Here is a 16,437-nt window from a genome sequence, read left to right on the forward strand (position 1 = left end):
TTCTACAACTCCCAATTATTTCTTATGTTGTTCGATTAATTCAATGAAGTGGTCAAACAATGGCGCAGCATCGTGTGGACCAGGGCTTGCTTCAGGGTGACCTTGGAAGCTAAATGCCGGCTTATCCGTACGGTGAATACCCTGTAGCGAACCGTCAAATAATGATTTGTGAGTCGCACGTAGGTTGTCTGGTAATGTTGCTTCATCCGCGGCAAAACCGTGGTTCTGAGAAGTGATCATTACAACGTTACGATCAAGATCTTTTACTGGGTGGTTAGCACCATGGTGACCAAATTTCATCTTGATGGTTTGAGCGCCAGAGGCTAAGGCTAAGATCTGGTGACCAAGACAGATACCAAAAATAGGTAAACCTTTATCAAGGAAAGTTTTGGTCGCTTCAATGGCGTAAGTACAAGGTTCTGGATCGCCAGGGCCATTTGATAGGAATACGCCATCTGGATTTAACGCTAATACTTCTTCCGCTGAGGTTTCAGCTGGAACCACGGTTAAGCGACAACCACGGTCAACTAACATGCGTAAGATGTTACGTTTCGCACCGAAATCGTAAGCCACAACATGGTAGGGTAATTCAGCATCAGATTTTGCTTCTGGTAGTCCGCCAGTTAAGGTCCATGAACCTTGCTTCCAAGAATAAGACTCTTTGGTAGAAACCACTTTTGCTAAATCCATGCCTTTAAGGCCAGGGAATTCTTTAGCTTTAGCAAGTGCCAGTGCTTCATCTAGCGATTTTTCACCAAAAGAAGGGCCCGCTACGATACAACCGTTTTGCGCACCCTTTTCACGTAATACACGAGTGAGTTTACGTGTATCAATATCAGCAATGCCGACGATATTTTGTGATTTTAAGTATTCTGAAAGGGTTTGTTCACTGCGGAAGTTTGAAGCTATAAGAGGAAGATCACGGATAACTAAGCCTTGAGCATGGATTGAAGAGGACTCTTCATCTTCTGAGTTAGTACCGGTATTGCCAATATGAGGATAAGTTAGAGTAACGATTTGCTGTGAATAGGAAGGATCAGTGAGAATTTCTTGATACCCCGTCATCGAGGTATTAAAAACAACTTCTCCAACGGCGGACCCATCTGCTCCAATGGATTGACCGCGGAACACTGTCCCATCTTCTAGGACTAACAGTGCGGAATTACTCAAGATAACCTCCAGAATAAATATGCAAAATAAATGTATAAGCTCTCGCTCTTATCTTTCTAAATCACCATAATTATGGAATTTAGGTAAATTGGCGCTATTCTAGAGATGGTGGCTAAATGTGTCAATAGTGTTAGAAAAAGAAATCTACAATAAAAGACAACTTACCCCATTTATTTCACTAAAGGCTCAAAAACAACAATCTACCTATCTCTTAGTGGCGTTAACCACACACTAAGATGCCTAAACCTTTACTTAGTATTATTTTCGCCCAATAAAAAATTAACTGACTACTTTTCATCAAAAACAGCCAAGATAACTGCAAATTTCAGACATCAAACACAGAGCAACACCATAGACCATAATAAAAACAACAAAACAATTTCACGTAATCGTTTCTTCAGCCAGGCTAAAACACAAAAAAAACCGCTCACTATCTGAACGGATTTTCGTTGAAAGTAACACTTTCGGTATATTTCGCTGATTCTAAAATGAATATATACTCAAGTACTAGCTATAAGTCGTTACAACTCATTTAACCCCAATACATCTTGCATGCTGTAAAAGCCTGACGGTTGTGTTTCTAACCAAACGGCCGCTTTAATTGCACCATTGGCAAATGTCATACGATCGGTGGCTTTATGGGTGATCTCAACTCGTTCACCAATATCTGCGAACATTGCGGTATGTTCACCGATAATATCGCCAGCACGGATGGTTGCAAAACCAATTTCATCTCTGGTTCTTTCACCGGTAATCCCTTCACGAGCATAAACGGCAACATCACTGAGTTTGTTACCCATCGCGCCAGCAATGGCTTCCCCCATACCTAAAGCGGTACCCGATGGTGCGTCTACTTTATGGCGGTGATGAGCTTCAATCACTTCAATATCGCAGTAATCTCCCATCACTTTGGCAGCTTTTTCTAACAGTTTGAACATCAGGTTCACACCAACACTGTAATTGGGTGCCATCACGATAGAGATTTCTTTAGCAGCCTGATCGATAAGCTGCTTTTCTTCCTCAGAGAAACCAGTTGTACCAATCACGATTTTTTTACCATGCGATTTACAAAGTTCGATATTGGCTAACGTGCTGCTAGGAGCTGTAAAATCAACAATCACATCAAACTGTGAAATAACCTTTGATAAATCATCGACTAATGCAACGGAAAATTGCCCTTCACCACAAAGCTCACCAATATCAACACCGACTAATGATGACTCAGGTCTTTCCGAACCTGCTCCTACTTGAGCGTTTGGATTTAAGTGGGTAGCTTTTACTAAGTTGCGGCCCATTCGACCTGCTGCGCCTGCAATCGCAATACGAACCATTGCATCTCTCTCCTTTGATGATTTTGTTATTAGGAATGTAGCGTTTTTAGAAAAGAATGGGAAGAAGAAAAAAAAACGGGTCCCAAATGGGACCCGTTTACTTTGAGAACGCAGCGTGCGTTACTTCTTAGCCAGCTTCTCTTTGATACGAGCTGACTTACCAGAACGCTCACGTAGGTAGTACAACTTGGCACGACGTACTGCACCACGACGCTTAACTTCAATGCTATCAACCATTGGAGAGTGAGTTTGGAAAGCACGCTCAACGCCTTCACCGTTCGAGATTTTACGAACTGTGAATGCTGAGTGAAGACCACGGTTACGCTTAGCGATAACTACGCCTTCGAATGCCTGTAGACGCTCACGGTCGCCTTCTTTAACTTTAACCTGAACTACAACAGTGTCACCTGGTGCAAATGCAGGGATATCTTGTTTCATTTGCTCTTCTTCAAGAGCCTTGATGATATTACTCATGTGTCTATTTCCTAGATTAAACTGATACTAAATTTATTAGGCTAGTTGCTTCTATCTTTTTTTCAAAGACCGCTGTTCACTAATGAACTGCGCCAGCAATTGTTCCTGTTCGTCAGTCAGAGCTAGGTTTTCCAGAAGCTCTGGTCTTCTAAGCCAAGTACGGCCTAGCGATTGTTTCAACCGCCAGCGACGAATGTCCTCGTGATTTCCAGAAGTCAGTACGCTTGGTACCGTTTTCTGGTTTAACACTTCAGGACGTGTGTAGTGTGGACAATCCAACAAGCCATTGGCAAAAGAATCTTCTTCTGCCGAAGCAAAATCTCCAAGTACACCCGGAACAAACCGAGATACTGAATCAATTAACGTCATGGCCGGGATTTCCCCACCCGTCATTACAAAATCCCCTATCGACCATTCTTCATCAACATAGGATTCAATAATGCGCTCATCTACTCCTTCGTAGCGGCCACAAATCAGAATCAAGTTCTCATTGGTTGCCAACTCCTCTACTCCTTGTTGGTCGAGTTTACGACCTTGGGGAGATAGGTAGATTACTTTCGCCTTACCCGGTGAAGCTTGCTTGGCTGCATTAATGGCATCGCTCAAAGGCTGAACCATCATCAACATGCCAGGGCCACCACCGTAAGGTCTATCATCAACAGTGCGATGTTTATCATGAGTGAAATCACGAGGATTCCATGACTCTAATGATAAAAGACCTTTTTTAACCGCTTGACCAGTTACACCATAATCAGATACGGCTCGGAACATGTCGGGAAACAGGCTAATTATGCCAATCCACATTGTGTTTCTCGCTTATCTAGTTAGGTGTCTAGAATCCAGGATCCCAGTCAACTTCGATCCGTTGAGCTGTGCGATCAACGTTTTTGATCACTTGCTCTTCAAGGAACGGAATTAATCGTTCCTTTTGGCCAAAGGCATCTTTTAAATTCGCTTTTACTACCAGAACATCATTCGAGCCCGTTTCCATCAAATCAGTCACTTCACCTAGGTGATAGCCTTGAGTTGTGTAAACTTGCATGCCAAACAACTCACGCCAGTAGAATTCCTCTTCTGACAGTTCAGGTAGCGCGATTGGATCAATCCAGATTTCCACGTTAGCGTACAATTGTGCGTCTTCGCGAATATCAATGCCTTCAAGCTTACAAACATAACCATTATTATGGCGTTTCCAGCTTTCAACTTTATATTGAACCAATTGACCCTTTTGTTTAATAAACCAAGGGCTGTACTCAAAAATACTTTCAGCATTATCGGTATAGGAAAAAACTTTAAGCCAACCACGAATGCCGTAAGAAGAACCAAGCTTACCTACAACGATTTTTTCGTTTTGTTGTTTACTCATTGTTTTTACCTTCAACCTTTACAACTACTAATGTGCTAATAATTAAGCCGCTTTTTGAGCGTCTTTAACTAGTTTAGCAACACGGTCAGATACAGATGCGCCTTGACCAACCCAGTGGTTAACGCGATCTAGATCTAAACGTAGACCTTCTTCTTGACCTTGAGCTGTAGGGTTAAAGAAACCTACGTTTTCAATGTAGCGACCAGTTGCTGCACAACGGCTGTCAGCTACAACGATTTGATAAAATGGACGCTTCTTAGCGCCGTGACGTGCCAAACGAATGGTTACCATGTCGTCCTCTTTTGCTTTCTCAATAATTAAATTAGCCCCAAACCTTGTTTCTTCACTCACAATGTGAGGATAAAAACGACTTGGGGCCTCGTGCCAAAATAAAGCCCCCGAATTTTACTCTTATTCAGAGTCAATGCAAGAGCTTTAAGTATCTTTATGTTTAAGTTTTCATCAAAACATAGTGTGACAGAGTTAACACTTCATGTCACGGAACGCATTTAGATGAAGTTACTTGGGGATAGAATTAACGACCGAAGCCGCCCATTCCCCCTCCGCCCATCATGCCTTGCATGTTACGCATCATGCCTTTCATTCCACCTTTTTGCATTTTCTTCATCATCTTCTGCATTTGAGTGAACTGCTTTAGCATGCGGTTAACGTCTTGAACTTGTGTGCCTGAACCAGCAGCGATACGTTTTTTACGTGAGCCTTTAATCAGTTCAGGATGTTCACGCTCTTTCATGGTCATCGAATTAATCATCGCTTCCATTTGCGTGAACATTTTATCGTCAACTTGATCTTTAACATTAGCAGGTAAATTACCCATGCCTGGCAGTTTGTTCATCATGCCAGCCATACCGCCCATGTTTTGCATCTGGCCAAGTTGTTCGCGGAAATCCTCTAAGTCAAAACCTTTCTTCTGCTTGAACTTCTTCGCCATTTTTTCGGCTTTGGCTTTATCAACATTCTTCTCTAAGTCTTCAATAAGAGACAGAACATCGCCCATACCTAAAATTCGTGAAGCAACTCGATCGGGGTGGAAAGCTTCTAATGCATCGGTTTTCTCACCAACACCTAAGAACTTGATTGGCTTACCCGTGATATGACGAACCGACAGTGCCGCACCGCCACGCGCATCACCATCTACTTTAGTTAGGATCACACCGGTTAACGGTAGTGCATCACCAAATGCTTTTGCGGTGTTCGCCGCATCTTGACCTGTCATTGCATCAACCACAAACAGCGTTTCTACCGGTTTAATAGCTTGATGAAGGTCTTTGATTTCAGACATCATTTCTTCATCAACCGCTAAACGACCAGCGGTGTCAAGAATCACAACATCATAGAATTTTTTCTTCGCGTGATCGATGGCTGCATTAGCAATATCGATCGGCTTTTGATCAGCGCTAGATGGGAAGAAATCCGTCCCAACTTCAGTCGCTAAGGTTTCAAGCTGTTTGATCGCGGCTGGACGATAAACGTCGGCAGACACCACCAGCACTTTTTTCTTATCACGCTCAGTTAATAATTTCGATAATTTACCAACACTGGTGGTTTTACCCGCACCTTGTAAACCCGCCATCAAAATGACAGCCGGTGGTTGAGCGGCAAGATTTAGCGCTTCGTTCGACTCACCCATCACTGACTCAAGTTCAGCTTGAACGATCTTAATAAACTCTTGGCCTGGAGTTAGAGACTTAGAAACCTCAATACCAACCGCACGCTCTTTTACTTGTTTTACGAAATCACGAACAACAGGAAGGGCAACATCCGCTTCAAGCAACGCCATACGCACTTCGCGCAAGGTATCTTTGATGTTATCTTCTGTTAAGCGCCCTTTGCCACTGATGTTTTTCAGTGTACCGGACAGTCTTTCGGTTAAATTATCAAACATGATTCTGCCTAATTAAACATAAGTTTTATTGAAAAAGCCGAATGAAGACACTGAGGATTCAGGAATATTTCAGCTTTTTACTCTAATTAAGTTGGGCCATTTGGCTCTCTAGTACTAGACAGTATAACGATGCAAGCTCGATGTTTCACTGACTTTCCTATTCTTGACTATTTTTTCTTCTTTATTAGGGATAATTCATCACTTTAAAGTGGTAGAATCTTTAATTATATGACACACGTAGCCCATGTTGTGCATACGAGTTATAATCACTTATCTGATGGATTTTTTAATGAGTAATATGGAAAATTTGCTTTCAATCATTGCTGTTATTTTATATTTCGCGGCGACTTGCATGATCGTCCCGGGGCTAGTGCACCGCTCTGGCATCAGAATTAAACTGGTATTTAGTTTAGCCATTCTCGCCATCGCCACTCACGGTTGGCTAATTAGCGATCTCATTTTTAACCCTAATGGGCAGAACATGAGTATTCTGAATGTCGCGTCTTTAATTGGCTTTATTATCTGTTTAGTACTCACGGTTTCGATGTGGAAAACACGTCTTTGGTTTTTATTGCCTGTCGTTTATAGCTTTGCTGCAATTAACCTATGCGCTGCTAACTTTTTGCCAAGCACCTTCATTACCCACTTTGAAGGTAAAATTGAATTACTGATTCATATCACCATTGCGCTATTTGCTTATTCAACGCTTACCATCGGGGCTCTATTTGCCCTGCAATTGGCGTGGCTTGATCATCAACTAAAAAGCAAAAAGTCATTGGTCATTAACCCTAACCTTCCTCCTTTAATGATGGTGGAAAGGCATCTTTTCAAGGTCATACTGATTGGTACGGTTTTATTAACCGCAACACTTATTACTGGTGCTATCTACACCGAAGGTATGTTCTCATCACCTAATGCCCATAAAAGTGTTCTCTCCTTTATTGCTTGGGTTTTATATTGCATCTTATTGTGGGGGCATTACCAACAAGGTTGGCGTGGTAGAAGAGTACTTTGGCTATCCATTAGTGGCACAAGCCTACTCACACTGGCCTACTTCGGCAGCCGTTTTGTAAGAGAAATAATTTTAAACTGATTTTTTATCACTAAGTAACCTCAAGATGTAGAATTCAGAGCTATCTTGAGGTCACTTAGGTATAATTGTCACACCTATTGGCAGGGTAATGAGATTTCGTCATAACTTCTAACCTCAAATTATCATGTCGATGGTTTGAATCTAATTATAATAATCAAAGGAAAACCTAAGTTTGGGTGAAATATCGACGGGGCTGTTGTTTGCCCTACTTGCAATACTTATCCTCATTTCTGCTTATTTCTCTAGTTCAGAAACTGGCATGATGTCGCTAAACCGCTATCGCCTACGGCATTTAGCAAATCAAGGTCACAAAGGTGCTAAGCGGGTTGAGTCTCTCCTTGAACGTCCAGATCGCCTAATTGGCTTAATCTTAATTGGTAACAACCTAGTTAATATTCTTGCCTCGGCAATTGCCACCATCATAGGGATGCGTTTATATGGTGATTATGGGGTAGCAATTGCTACAGGTGCGCTCACCTTAGTCATTTTAGTGTTTGCCGAAATCACACCAAAAACGTTGGCAGCGCTTTACCCAGAGCGAGTTTCTTATACCAGCAGTATTTTATTACGCATATTAATGAAGGCACTGTCACCGCTTGTTATTCTCGTCAACTTTATCACTAATGGCCTATTACGCTTATTAGGCGTAAGAGCGGAGGACTCAACGGGCGATCCTCTAAGTTCTGAGGAGCTCCGTACCGTGGTAAATGAAGCAGGTAGTCTTATCCCTCGTCGTCACCAAGATATGTTGATCTCAATCTTAGATTTAGAACATGTCACGGTGAACGATATTATGGTGCCTCGTAACGAAATCACTGGCATCGACATTAATGATGATTGGAAGTCAATTGTTCGTCAGCTGACCCATTCAGCCCATGGTCGAGTCGTGTTATACCGTGATCAGATTGATGAAGTGGTTGGCATGTTGCGCCTGCGTAAAGCCTACCGCTTAATGCTTGAAAAAAATGAATTTAATAAAGAAACATTACTACGTTCTGCCGATGAAGTTTATTTCATTCCAGAAGCAACACCGCTTAACGTTCAGTTATTAAAATTCCAACGTAATAAAGAACGCATTGGCATGATTGTCGATGAGTACGGCGATATTATCGGTTTAATTACCTTAGAAGATATTCTTGAAGAGATCGTTGGTGAGTTTACTACCTCAATGTCTCCAAGCCTTGCCGATGAAATTACACCGCAAAGCGACGGCAGTTACCTGATTGAAGGTAGTGCTAATATCCGTGATATCAACAAAGGCTTGAATTGGAAACTACCAACCGATGGCCCTAGAACATTAAACGGTTTGGTTCTAGAGCATTTAGAAGATATTCCTGAAAGTTACCTCAGTATTGAAGTGGCGAATCATAAGATGGAATTAATCGAAATCGCCGAGAACAAGATCAAGTTAGTGAAGGTCTACCCTTCGAAGAAGAAACCGAAGAAGGTGCATTAGCAGAGCTCGAGTCTCGGGCGCCCAGCTTCTCGTTGCTCGATTCTATATGGAAAGTAATATTATTTAAAAGGACCCTTAGCTTATAACAAGCTAAGGGTCCTTTTGTCTGTAACCGTTTATTCGAGATACGAGCAGCGAAGCGCCCGAGACTCGTAATACGCTACTAGTCTACTTTAAGCTCTTGCAACATGCTTTCAGGTAGCGCTAGTTCATCATTTTTATTGACTTGAATACCCGCCTCAATGATGTTTTTAGCGATCTCTTGTGCTTCATTCAAAGAGTGCATTGAATAAGTACCACATTGATATTCATTCAATTCAGGGATCTTGTTTTGGTCCTCTACCTTCAATACATCATTCATCGCTGCAAGCCAAGCGTCGGCTACTTGTTGTTCAGTTGGAGTACCAATCAAACTCATGTAGAAACCTGTACGGCAACCCATTGGTGAAATATCGATAATTTCCACTTCACTACTGTTTAAGTTAGCACGCATAAAGCCTGCGTATAAATGCTCTAAAGTATGAATCCCTTTCTCAGATAAAATATCTTTGTTCGGGATACAAAAACGTAAATCAAATACCGTAATAGTATCGCCTTTTGGTGTTTGCATTGTTTTGGCAACACGAACTGCGGGTGCGCTCATACGAGTGTGATCGACGGTGAAGCTATCTAATAAAGGCATTGCTTATTCTCCTAATTCTTTGCAACACAATTGGTTCAATTAAAAAAACCAACCGCGGTTATCTTCCAGTTCAGCTTGGCACTTTTTCAACTGCCAGCCATAATTTTTTGCAGTTTGCTCTACTCGGCGAGCTACTTTAATCAGTGAAGGCTTACTCGCGTATGTCTTTCGTTTAAACCCACCACGACCGTCATGGTAAGCAAGGTACTGGCTATAAGTATCCCACTTAGAAATACCTAGGCTCTTTTGTGAACCATCAATATACCAGCCGATAAACATAATGGCATCGCCAAAGTCATCCCTTGAAGACCAAGAGCTCACTTCGTCTTGATATTCGGACCAGACCGGATTTTGGGCTTGCGCATAACCATACGCACTACTCACTCTACCCCAAGGAATAAAGTCTAAAAAGTAGTAACGAGGAGGCTTAGCATCACCAACAAAAGCGCTTTCTTGCTTCATAAATGCCATGGAAATCTGAATAGGCACGCCATATTCATCATTCATATCTAAAGCATCTTCATACCAATCGGGGTATTGGCGAAAAATATCACATATATTATCTTGATTATCTGGCGGCGGCGTTGCACAACCAGACAATAGGATACTAATACCAAGCATTACGCTGACGGATAGTTTTCTCCCCCAAGCCATGTTACGACTGACCTAAATAAGAAAAGTAGTCTGCAAGGAAATCATCAAAGCTTAATTGGTCAGCATTTTCTATCTCTTGCTGAGCCTGGCGAGAACGCACCACTTCCGCTTCCATCATCTGTTGATTATAGACTTGGTACTGATGCGCTAATAATTCATCGCGATATTGTTCACCAAGTTGGCAACCGACTTTACCAATACCACCCGCTTGACGAATGTTATTCAGCAAACGACCAGAAATGGTTAACTCAGGATCGTCGATCCATGAACTTAACGTTTGGCATACCGATTGGTAATCATTTCCACCATGCGCTTTATCCATTTCAATCGCAATTTCTTGTAACTGAGCAAACATCAACTTGCCCCAGTGAACAAGAGAATTCGGTGCTTGATCACAGCATAGTTTAAATTCTAATCCTGGCTTACGACCTTCCAAGATGACATTGTTCCAGTTATTGCGCCAGCACTCTAAATCGCCCTCTTTCATTGGTGCTGATTCTTTCAAACCACACCAAGTCACGAACAAATCTAAAAATAGCACTTGCTCTTTAGACACCCCAATAGAGCTGAATGGGTTAACGTCTAGCGAACGAACTTCAATATATTCAACCCCACCACGTTTTAACGCTTCCGATGGTTTCTCCCCATCTTTTGCAACACGCTTAGGTCGAATTGGCGCATAAAGTTCATTTTCGATTTGCAAAACATTGCTGTTCAGTTGACGGTGCTCACCATCAACTTTCACGCCGAGTTTAGCAAATCGCTCTGAAGGTTTATGCATCGCAGAATTAAGCCCATCAAGGTACTCTTGCAAACCATTGAAACCTATATGCAAATCACTTTGAGCGCTATTGGTATAGCCAAGGTCGCTCAAACGTAGCGCTGTCGCATAAGGTAAATATAGCGTCTTACCAATCTTTTCAAAATCTAGCCCAATTTCTCGGCCTTGTAAGAATGAAGGGCATAATGCTGGTGAAGCACCAAATAGATATGGAATGATCCAGCCATAACGATAGTAGTTACGAATTAAGGCAAAGTAGTCTTCTGATTTAGTATCCGCTCTTTGCTGTTCGTTTTGTTCACCATATAGGCTATCCCAATAACTTTCTGGGAAGGAAAAATTAAAGTGCACGCCAGAAATGATTTGCATCAAGCTACCATAGCGGTGCTTCAAACCTTGTCGATACAAGTTTTTCATTCGTCCAACATTCGATGTGCCGTACTCTGCAAGCGGGATCTTATCTTCATCACTCACAAAACAAGGCATAGACATCGGCCACAACTTCTCATCACCCATTTTCGTCATGGTGAAATGATGAACATCTTTTAATTGCTGTAGTAATACATCAACATCATGAGAAACCGGTGTAATGAATTCGAGTAAAGATTCAGAGAAGTCGGTCGTAATCCATTGGTTGGTTAACGCCGAACCTAAAGTTAGAGGATGAGGCGTTAAGGCAAGGTGATCATTAAGATCATAACGTAACGCTTCACGCTCAATTCCGCGTCCAAATTGCTTAAACGTGTTTGGGTTACTAGCAACTTGCTCAAGGCGTGCAGAAAAGTCGGTCAAAATAGCACTCACTTATTGTGGTTTGCGATCCGAGTAGGATAATCATTCTGGAAGATAATTGCCATCAGGAAAACCTGACATCAAAGAAAATAAAGGCCCGTTATCGATAAAGTGAATTAACATCAATAACGGGCCAATCATTAACTTATGGGCATTAGTGCTTAACTTCAAGGTTTTGGATAGGAATTGCTAATTTTTTCAATTCAGGAGTTAGCTTTTTAGCATCTCCTACCACAATAATTTGAAAATCTTGTGGCTGGAACCAAGTAGCAGCGGCTTTATTGAGTGTCGGCTTATCAACCGTTTTCACTATTTCCGCTTTCTTATCGATGAAATCATCACTCAATGAGTAGTCTAAGATTGAATACAACAAGCTGGCTCTCTGCCCTGGAGTCTCATATTTCAAGGCATCTTGTTGACCAACGGCTAGACGCATAAATGCAAGTTCCTCATCGGTCATGCCATCATGGCTATAGTTTTTCAATTCTTTCAATAATTCTTGAATAGAGGCCGCGGTAGAGTCTGCCCGCACTTGTGCGCTATATAGCACTAAACCGGTTTCTTTGGTTCCATAAACTGCGCCACCCGCACCATAGGTAAAGCCTTTATCTTCACGCAAGTTTAGGTTGATTCGGCTATTAAAGTTGCCTCCTAAGTTATAGTTGGCTAACTGGGTCAAATACATCTCCCCTGTCGCATCATAAGGCATACCAATGCGCACTAACCGAACAACACTTTGTGGTGAGTTAGGTTTATCCACTAAATAAATAGATTGCTTAGTTGGTGGCGTTATCTTGCCGACAGTAGGCATTGCTACTTTTTCGCCAGACAATTTATTTAAGAAGCTCAACGCTTGCGATGCTTGTGATTGTTCAATCGCGCCAACAACTACTGCTTTCGCCTCTACCGGAGTGTAATAGCTGCGATAGAATTGTTGTACATCGTCTAAGGTTAAGCTCTTAAGTGAATCGACACTACCATCGGCATTGCGACTAAATAAACTTCCTTTGTACAGCACTTGCTTGGTTGCTTGTGAGGCAAGCCATGATGGCTGTTGATGTGAGTAAATTAGCCCCTGGATAGTTTGATTCTTCACGCGCTCAAAATCTTGCTGATTAAAAGCAGGTTTAAATAGCATTTCATCGGCAATTTTTAAGGTCGCATTCAGGTTTTTAGTCAATGAGGTAATCACAACACTCGACTGATAACCACCAGCGGAAAAACTCACACTACTGCCGAGCTTGTCTAGCTCTTGCTGCAGTTGCTCACTAGTGCGCTCGGTGGTGCCCTCTTGCAACATAGCAGCAGTTAAATCGGCTAAACCTTCTTTACCCGATGGCACATAACGGCTGCCGGCAGGAAAAGACACTTGAATAGCCACTGTTGGCGTTTCAGTGGTAGTGGTGCCAAGAACTTGAATACCATTGTCTAAATTAAAGCGGTATAACTCAGGCATAGTGCCGGAAACTGCTTGGCCGACTTCTGGTACTTGCGAGCGGTCGAAGTTGTCTTTTGGCTGACGAATATCAAGTTGCTCATCCGTAATTTTTGGATAGTCAGGTAGATCGCGCTTCGGCGGCGTAAAGTTTGGCTTTTGCACCTCTAGCTGAGTTTGCTTTTTCGGCACCACGCTGAGCACCACTTTGTGCTTACCATCGACGAATTGTTGATAAGCTTGTTCTACTGACTCTGGTGTCACATTACGAATTTGCTCTAATTCTGTCTGTAAGCGATCTGGCTGGTTGTAAAAAGTCTGGTTAGCAGCAAGTTGTGAAACTTTGCCACTGACACTTTGCAGCGCATAAATAGTGCCTGCTTCAGCTTGACCGGTAATCGCATCCAGTTGCTCTTGCTTAACGCCTTCTGCTTTCACTTGCTCTAGTGCTTTATTCAATGCTTGATAGATTGGTGTGAGATTGCCTTTATCACCTGAATCACCCATTGCATACACGTATAAGGTACACGATAACTCGGCACAATCTTGGAAAGCCCCAGCATCTATAGCGACTTGGTTTTTCACTAAGTTTTGGTACAAGATACTATTTTTACCATCACCTAGAATGGCCGCCAACGCATCAATCGACGCTTCTGACTCTGCGCCACGGTATTGGGTTGGAAATGCCATCATCACCATAGGCTGACGAATTCGGTCTTCTAGGGTAATAAAGCGATCATTGGGTAAGCGCACTGGCTGCTTATCGGCATCAGTCACTTCTGGACCTTTAGGAATAGAACCAAAATACTTATTTACCCATTCAAGAGTTTGCGCTTCATCAATATCACCACCGATTGTTAATACTGCATTGTTAGGGCCATACCAACGTAAAAAGAACGCTTTTAAATCATTCACATCAACGCGATCTAGGTCTTCAACATACCCGATGGTTTGCCATGAATAAGGATGATTTTTCGGATATAACGCTTCGCCTATTCTTTCATACACCAAGCCGTAAGGACGGTTATCATAATTTTGACCGCGCTCATTTTTCACCGTATCTCGCTGAATTTCGAATTTACGTTGTGATACCGCATTAACTAAAAACCCCATACGATCCGATTCTAACCACAACATTTTTTCTAGTTGGTTAGATGGCACGGTTTCAAAGTAGTTGGTGCGGTCTCGGTTGGTAGTACCATTTAAAGTGCCACCGGCTTCAGTGACAATCTTAAAGTGTTGCTGGTCACCAACATGCTCTGAACCTTGGAACATCATATGCTCAAAGAAATGCGCAAAGCCGGAACGGCCAATTTTTTCACGGGCAGAACCAACATGATAGGTAACGTCAACATGGACAAGTGGATCAGAATGGTCAGGAGAAAGGATAACAGTCAGGCCATTATCTAATTGATATTTTGAATATGGGATGGATGCTTTATCAGGATCAGCAGTTTGAGATTCAATGAGGTGGACACCTGGCGGCAAAGAGTTAGATGAACTGAGCTCTCCCCACAAAGAACAACCAGATAACGTAAGAAGAGTAAAAACTAATAACCAGTTTTTCATTTATATCAATCCCTTAAAAATCATCGCAAGACATGCATAGCGCACGCCTTTACCCAGCATAATTGCTATTAAGCATACCCATGGATTCATTCTTAGCCAACCTGCAGCAACACACAATGGGTCACCAATCACAGGTAGCCAGCTCATTAATAGTACCCAATAACCGTAACGTTCAATCCAACTCTCTAGTTGTTGACCACGCTTTTTCCGTAATGTTCGATTTGGTAGTAGTAAGCCGATGTAATAATTAGTCATTCCCCCTAGTGTATTTCCTAGAGTAGCAATAAAAATCACACTATAAATCGATATGTTATCGAAACGAAGTGCGGCATATAAGGTCACTTCAGAGCTTCCAGGAAGCAAAGTGGCACTTAAAAAGCCTGAGCTAAATAAAAACCAGAGAGGATGCCCTGCAAGTAGGTGTTGCAGGGCTAAATAGAAATCTGACAACTAAAAGCCTAAGACTGCATATTCAATAAAATTTTACCACGAGCTCGGCCTGTTTCAATTTTTTGGTGTGCAGTCACTACGTCTTGATAATTTATGACTTGCTCAATTTCAACTTTGATCATACCTGCGCTGATCAATTTCACTAAATCTTCCAACTGAGTGACATCTGGCTCGACTAGCATTCCCATGCCAATAATACCCATTTGAGAAGCGTGCTCACAAACGCTCGATGCCGTAATGGTTGGAACTGTGATCACTCGACTTCCTGGGTGTAAATGGCTCATCGCTTGTATCGCCGTATCGCCACCCACCAAATCAATCAACACATCAATATGACCGATATTTTTAAGGCAATCGGCATCTGCATAATCAAGCCCAGTAGCACCTAAAGAATGAATATATTCCAAGTTGTCGGCACTACATGTCGCATAAACTGTTGTTTTCGCAGCAACTGCAATTTGCACCGCAATATGACCGACACCGCCAGCGCCCGCTAAGATCACCACTGTTTCACCTGATTGTATTTTTGCCTTTTCTAACGCTTGTGCCGCAGTTTGACCCGCCAGAGGAATAGCGGCAGCCGCTTTCAAAGAAATATCTTCAGGTACTAGTGCTAACTCACTTTCAGGCACACATACATATTGGCTATAACCGCCGCCACGTAGTGGGAAGCCGATAAAGCCGGTAACCATGTCATTAAGGTTAAATTTAAGGCTCCCTTCCCCCTGCTTTAGTACAACACCAGAAATATCGTAGCCGGGAGTCCATGGTAAGTTATTTTTATTATGCTGAGCTGCCCAACCTAGCCCTGCTCGCGTTTTTACATCGATAGGGTTTACGCCAGCATACGAAACTTTAACTAATACCTCACCTTCTTGTGGTGAAGGAATATCGCTATCTAATATTTCAAGTTGCTCTGGAGCACCGAATTGAGAAATTACAATCTTTGCATTTGAAGGCATGGGTTGTTGTCCTTTTACGTTACGCCATCATTGATGACATCCACATTATTCTTGCTGAACTGAAGTTCTACCAAGCATAACCAATTAACAAACTCGCATTGGTAAACGTATATATCGATGACGCTTATGATTAATTAGATGTAAATTACCCTACTATTCATTCGACTAAAAGCAACTTAGAGCGCCTTTAGTACAAAAGGCAAAAAAGCCCTACACAAATGTGCAGGGCTTCAAAATATGGTGCGCGCGGGAGGATTCGAACCTCCGACCGCCTGGTTCGTAGCCAGGTACTCTATCCAGCTGAGCTACGCGCGCA

The 16,437-nt window shown here is 42.3% G+C and carries 15 protein-coding genes and 1 tRNA gene; 2 read left to right on the plus strand and 14 right to left on the minus strand.

Features of this window, described 5'->3' with window-relative positions; all coding sequences use genetic code 11:
- Positions 1-15: 15 nt before the first annotated feature.
- From carA to ffh, 7 genes are all read right to left on the minus strand, one after another.
- Entirely contained in the window at positions 16-1,170 is a 1,155-nt protein-coding gene (gene carA, locus K358_RS0115165; protein WP_027697612.1) for a glutamine-hydrolyzing carbamoyl-phosphate synthase small subunit, read from the minus strand.
- A gap of 521 nt (positions 1,171-1,691) precedes the next feature.
- The gene (gene dapB / locus K358_RS0115170; RefSeq protein WP_027697613.1) at positions 1,692-2,501 is read right to left on the minus strand and encodes a 4-hydroxy-tetrahydrodipicolinate reductase; all 810 of its coding nucleotides are present in this window, start codon (positions 2,499-2,501) and stop codon (positions 1,692-1,694) included.
- A gap of 120 nt (positions 2,502-2,621) precedes the next feature.
- Complete coding sequence (gene rplS / locus K358_RS0115175) at positions 2,622-2,975, minus strand: 50S ribosomal protein L19 (RefSeq protein ID WP_027697614.1); 354 nt, start codon at positions 2,973-2,975, stop codon at positions 2,622-2,624.
- A 51-nt stretch (positions 2,976-3,026) separates the two neighbouring features.
- Positions 3,027-3,779, minus strand: coding sequence for a tRNA (guanosine(37)-N1)-methyltransferase TrmD (trmD, locus tag K358_RS0115180; protein ID WP_027697615.1), 753 nt, complete (start codon positions 3,777-3,779; stop codon positions 3,027-3,029).
- A gap of 28 nt (positions 3,780-3,807) precedes the next feature.
- Positions 3,808-4,341 carry a ribosome maturation factor RimM gene (rimM, locus tag K358_RS0115185; RefSeq protein ID WP_027697616.1) on the minus strand — a complete coding sequence of 178 codons (534 nt, stop codon included), beginning with the start codon at positions 4,339-4,341 and terminating at the stop codon, positions 3,808-3,810.
- A 42-nt stretch (positions 4,342-4,383) separates the two neighbouring features.
- On the minus strand, positions 4,384-4,632 hold the full coding sequence (rpsP, locus tag K358_RS0115190) for a 30S ribosomal protein S16 (RefSeq protein WP_027697617.1): 249 nt from the start codon (positions 4,630-4,632) through the stop codon (positions 4,384-4,386).
- A 244-nt stretch (positions 4,633-4,876) separates the two neighbouring features.
- Positions 4,877-6,247, minus strand: a complete 1,371-nt coding sequence (gene ffh, locus K358_RS0115195) for a signal recognition particle protein (RefSeq protein WP_027697618.1) — start codon at positions 6,245-6,247, stop codon at positions 4,877-4,879.
- 298 nt (positions 6,248-6,545) lie between these two features.
- Here ffh and K358_RS0115200 point away from each other — a divergent pair, with 298 nt between their 5' ends.
- Positions 6,546-7,340 (plus strand): cytochrome C assembly family protein, encoded by a 795-nt coding sequence (locus K358_RS0115200; protein ID WP_027697619.1) that lies wholly within the window; start codon positions 6,546-6,548, stop codon positions 7,338-7,340.
- Positions 7,341-7,512: 172 nt separating this feature from the next.
- Positions 7,513-8,796, plus strand: coding sequence for an HlyC/CorC family transporter (locus K358_RS0115205; protein WP_027697620.1), 1,284 nt, complete (start codon positions 7,513-7,515; stop codon positions 8,794-8,796).
- A gap of 163 nt (positions 8,797-8,959) precedes the next feature.
- Here K358_RS0115205 and luxS read toward each other — a convergent pair whose 3' ends face one another.
- The 7 genes from luxS to K358_RS0115240 all read right to left on the minus strand — a co-directional run bounded on the left by luxS (position 8,960) and on the right by K358_RS0115240 (position 16,436).
- Complete coding sequence (gene luxS / locus K358_RS0115210) at positions 8,960-9,478, minus strand: S-ribosylhomocysteine lyase (protein WP_027697621.1); 519 nt, start codon at positions 9,476-9,478, stop codon at positions 8,960-8,962.
- Between the two features lie 39 nt (positions 9,479-9,517).
- Positions 9,518-10,132, minus strand: coding sequence for a transglycosylase SLT domain-containing protein (locus tag K358_RS0115215; protein ID WP_027697622.1), 615 nt, complete (start codon positions 10,130-10,132; stop codon positions 9,518-9,520).
- Position 10,133: 1 nt separating this feature from the next.
- Positions 10,134-11,705 carry a glutamate--cysteine ligase gene (gshA, locus tag K358_RS0115220; protein WP_027697623.1) on the minus strand — a complete coding sequence of 524 codons (1,572 nt, stop codon included), beginning with the start codon at positions 11,703-11,705 and terminating at the stop codon, positions 10,134-10,136.
- A gap of 154 nt (positions 11,706-11,859) precedes the next feature.
- Complete coding sequence (locus K358_RS0115225; RefSeq protein WP_027697624.1) at positions 11,860-14,709, minus strand: M16 family metallopeptidase; 2,850 nt, start codon at positions 14,707-14,709, stop codon at positions 11,860-11,862.
- Positions 14,710-15,159, minus strand: a complete 450-nt coding sequence (locus K358_RS0115230) for a YqaA family protein (RefSeq protein WP_027697625.1) — start codon at positions 15,157-15,159, stop codon at positions 14,710-14,712. It abuts the gene before it with no gap.
- A gap of 8 nt (positions 15,160-15,167) precedes the next feature.
- Positions 15,168-16,121, minus strand: a complete 954-nt coding sequence (locus tag K358_RS0115235) for an NADP-dependent oxidoreductase (protein WP_027697626.1) — start codon at positions 16,119-16,121, stop codon at positions 15,168-15,170.
- Between the two features lie 238 nt (positions 16,122-16,359).
- A tRNA-Arg gene (locus K358_RS0115240) sits at positions 16,360-16,436 on the minus strand.
- Position 16,437: the final 1 nt, after the last annotated feature.

The sequence above is a fragment of the Vibrio litoralis DSM 17657 genome (genome assembly GCF_000426765.1).
Taxonomy (GTDB): Bacteria; Pseudomonadota; Gammaproteobacteria; order Enterobacterales; family Vibrionaceae; genus Vibrio; species Vibrio litoralis.

What these genes read in the sequence shown, in the direction of transcription:
- dapB (WP_027697613.1), bottom strand. Translation starts at nt 2,501, where the DNA reads ATGGTTCGTATTGCGATTGCAGGCGCAGCAGGTCGAATGGGCCGCAAC.
- rplS (WP_027697614.1), bottom strand. Translation starts at nt 2,975, where the DNA reads ATGAGTAATATCATCAAGGCTCTTGAAGAAGAGCAAATGAAACAAGAT.
- trmD (WP_027697615.1), bottom strand. Translation starts at nt 3,779, where the DNA reads ATGTGGATTGGCATAATTAGCCTGTTTCCCGACATGTTCCGAGCCGTA.
- rimM (WP_027697616.1), bottom strand. Translation starts at nt 4,341, where the DNA reads ATGAGTAAACAACAAAACGAAAAAATCGTTGTAGGTAAGCTTGGTTCT.
- rpsP (WP_027697617.1), bottom strand. Translation starts at nt 4,632, where the DNA reads ATGGTAACCATTCGTTTGGCACGTCACGGCGCTAAGAAGCGTCCATTT.
- ffh (WP_027697618.1), bottom strand. Translation starts at nt 6,247, where the DNA reads ATGTTTGATAATTTAACCGAAAGACTGTCCGGTACACTGAAAAACATC.
- K358_RS0115200 (WP_027697619.1), top strand. Translation starts at nt 6,546, where the DNA reads ATGGAAAATTTGCTTTCAATCATTGCTGTTATTTTATATTTCGCGGCG.
- luxS (WP_027697621.1), bottom strand. Translation starts at nt 9,478, where the DNA reads ATGCCTTTATTAGATAGCTTCACCGTCGATCACACTCGTATGAGCGCA.
- K358_RS0115215 (WP_027697622.1), bottom strand. Translation starts at nt 10,132, where the DNA reads ATGGCTTGGGGGAGAAAACTATCCGTCAGCGTAATGCTTGGTATTAGT.
- K358_RS0115225 (WP_027697624.1), bottom strand. Translation starts at nt 14,709, where the DNA reads ATGAAAAACTGGTTATTAGTTTTTACTCTTCTTACGTTATCTGGTTGT.
- K358_RS0115235 (WP_027697626.1), bottom strand. Translation starts at nt 16,121, where the DNA reads ATGCCTTCAAATGCAAAGATTGTAATTTCTCAATTCGGTGCTCCAGAG.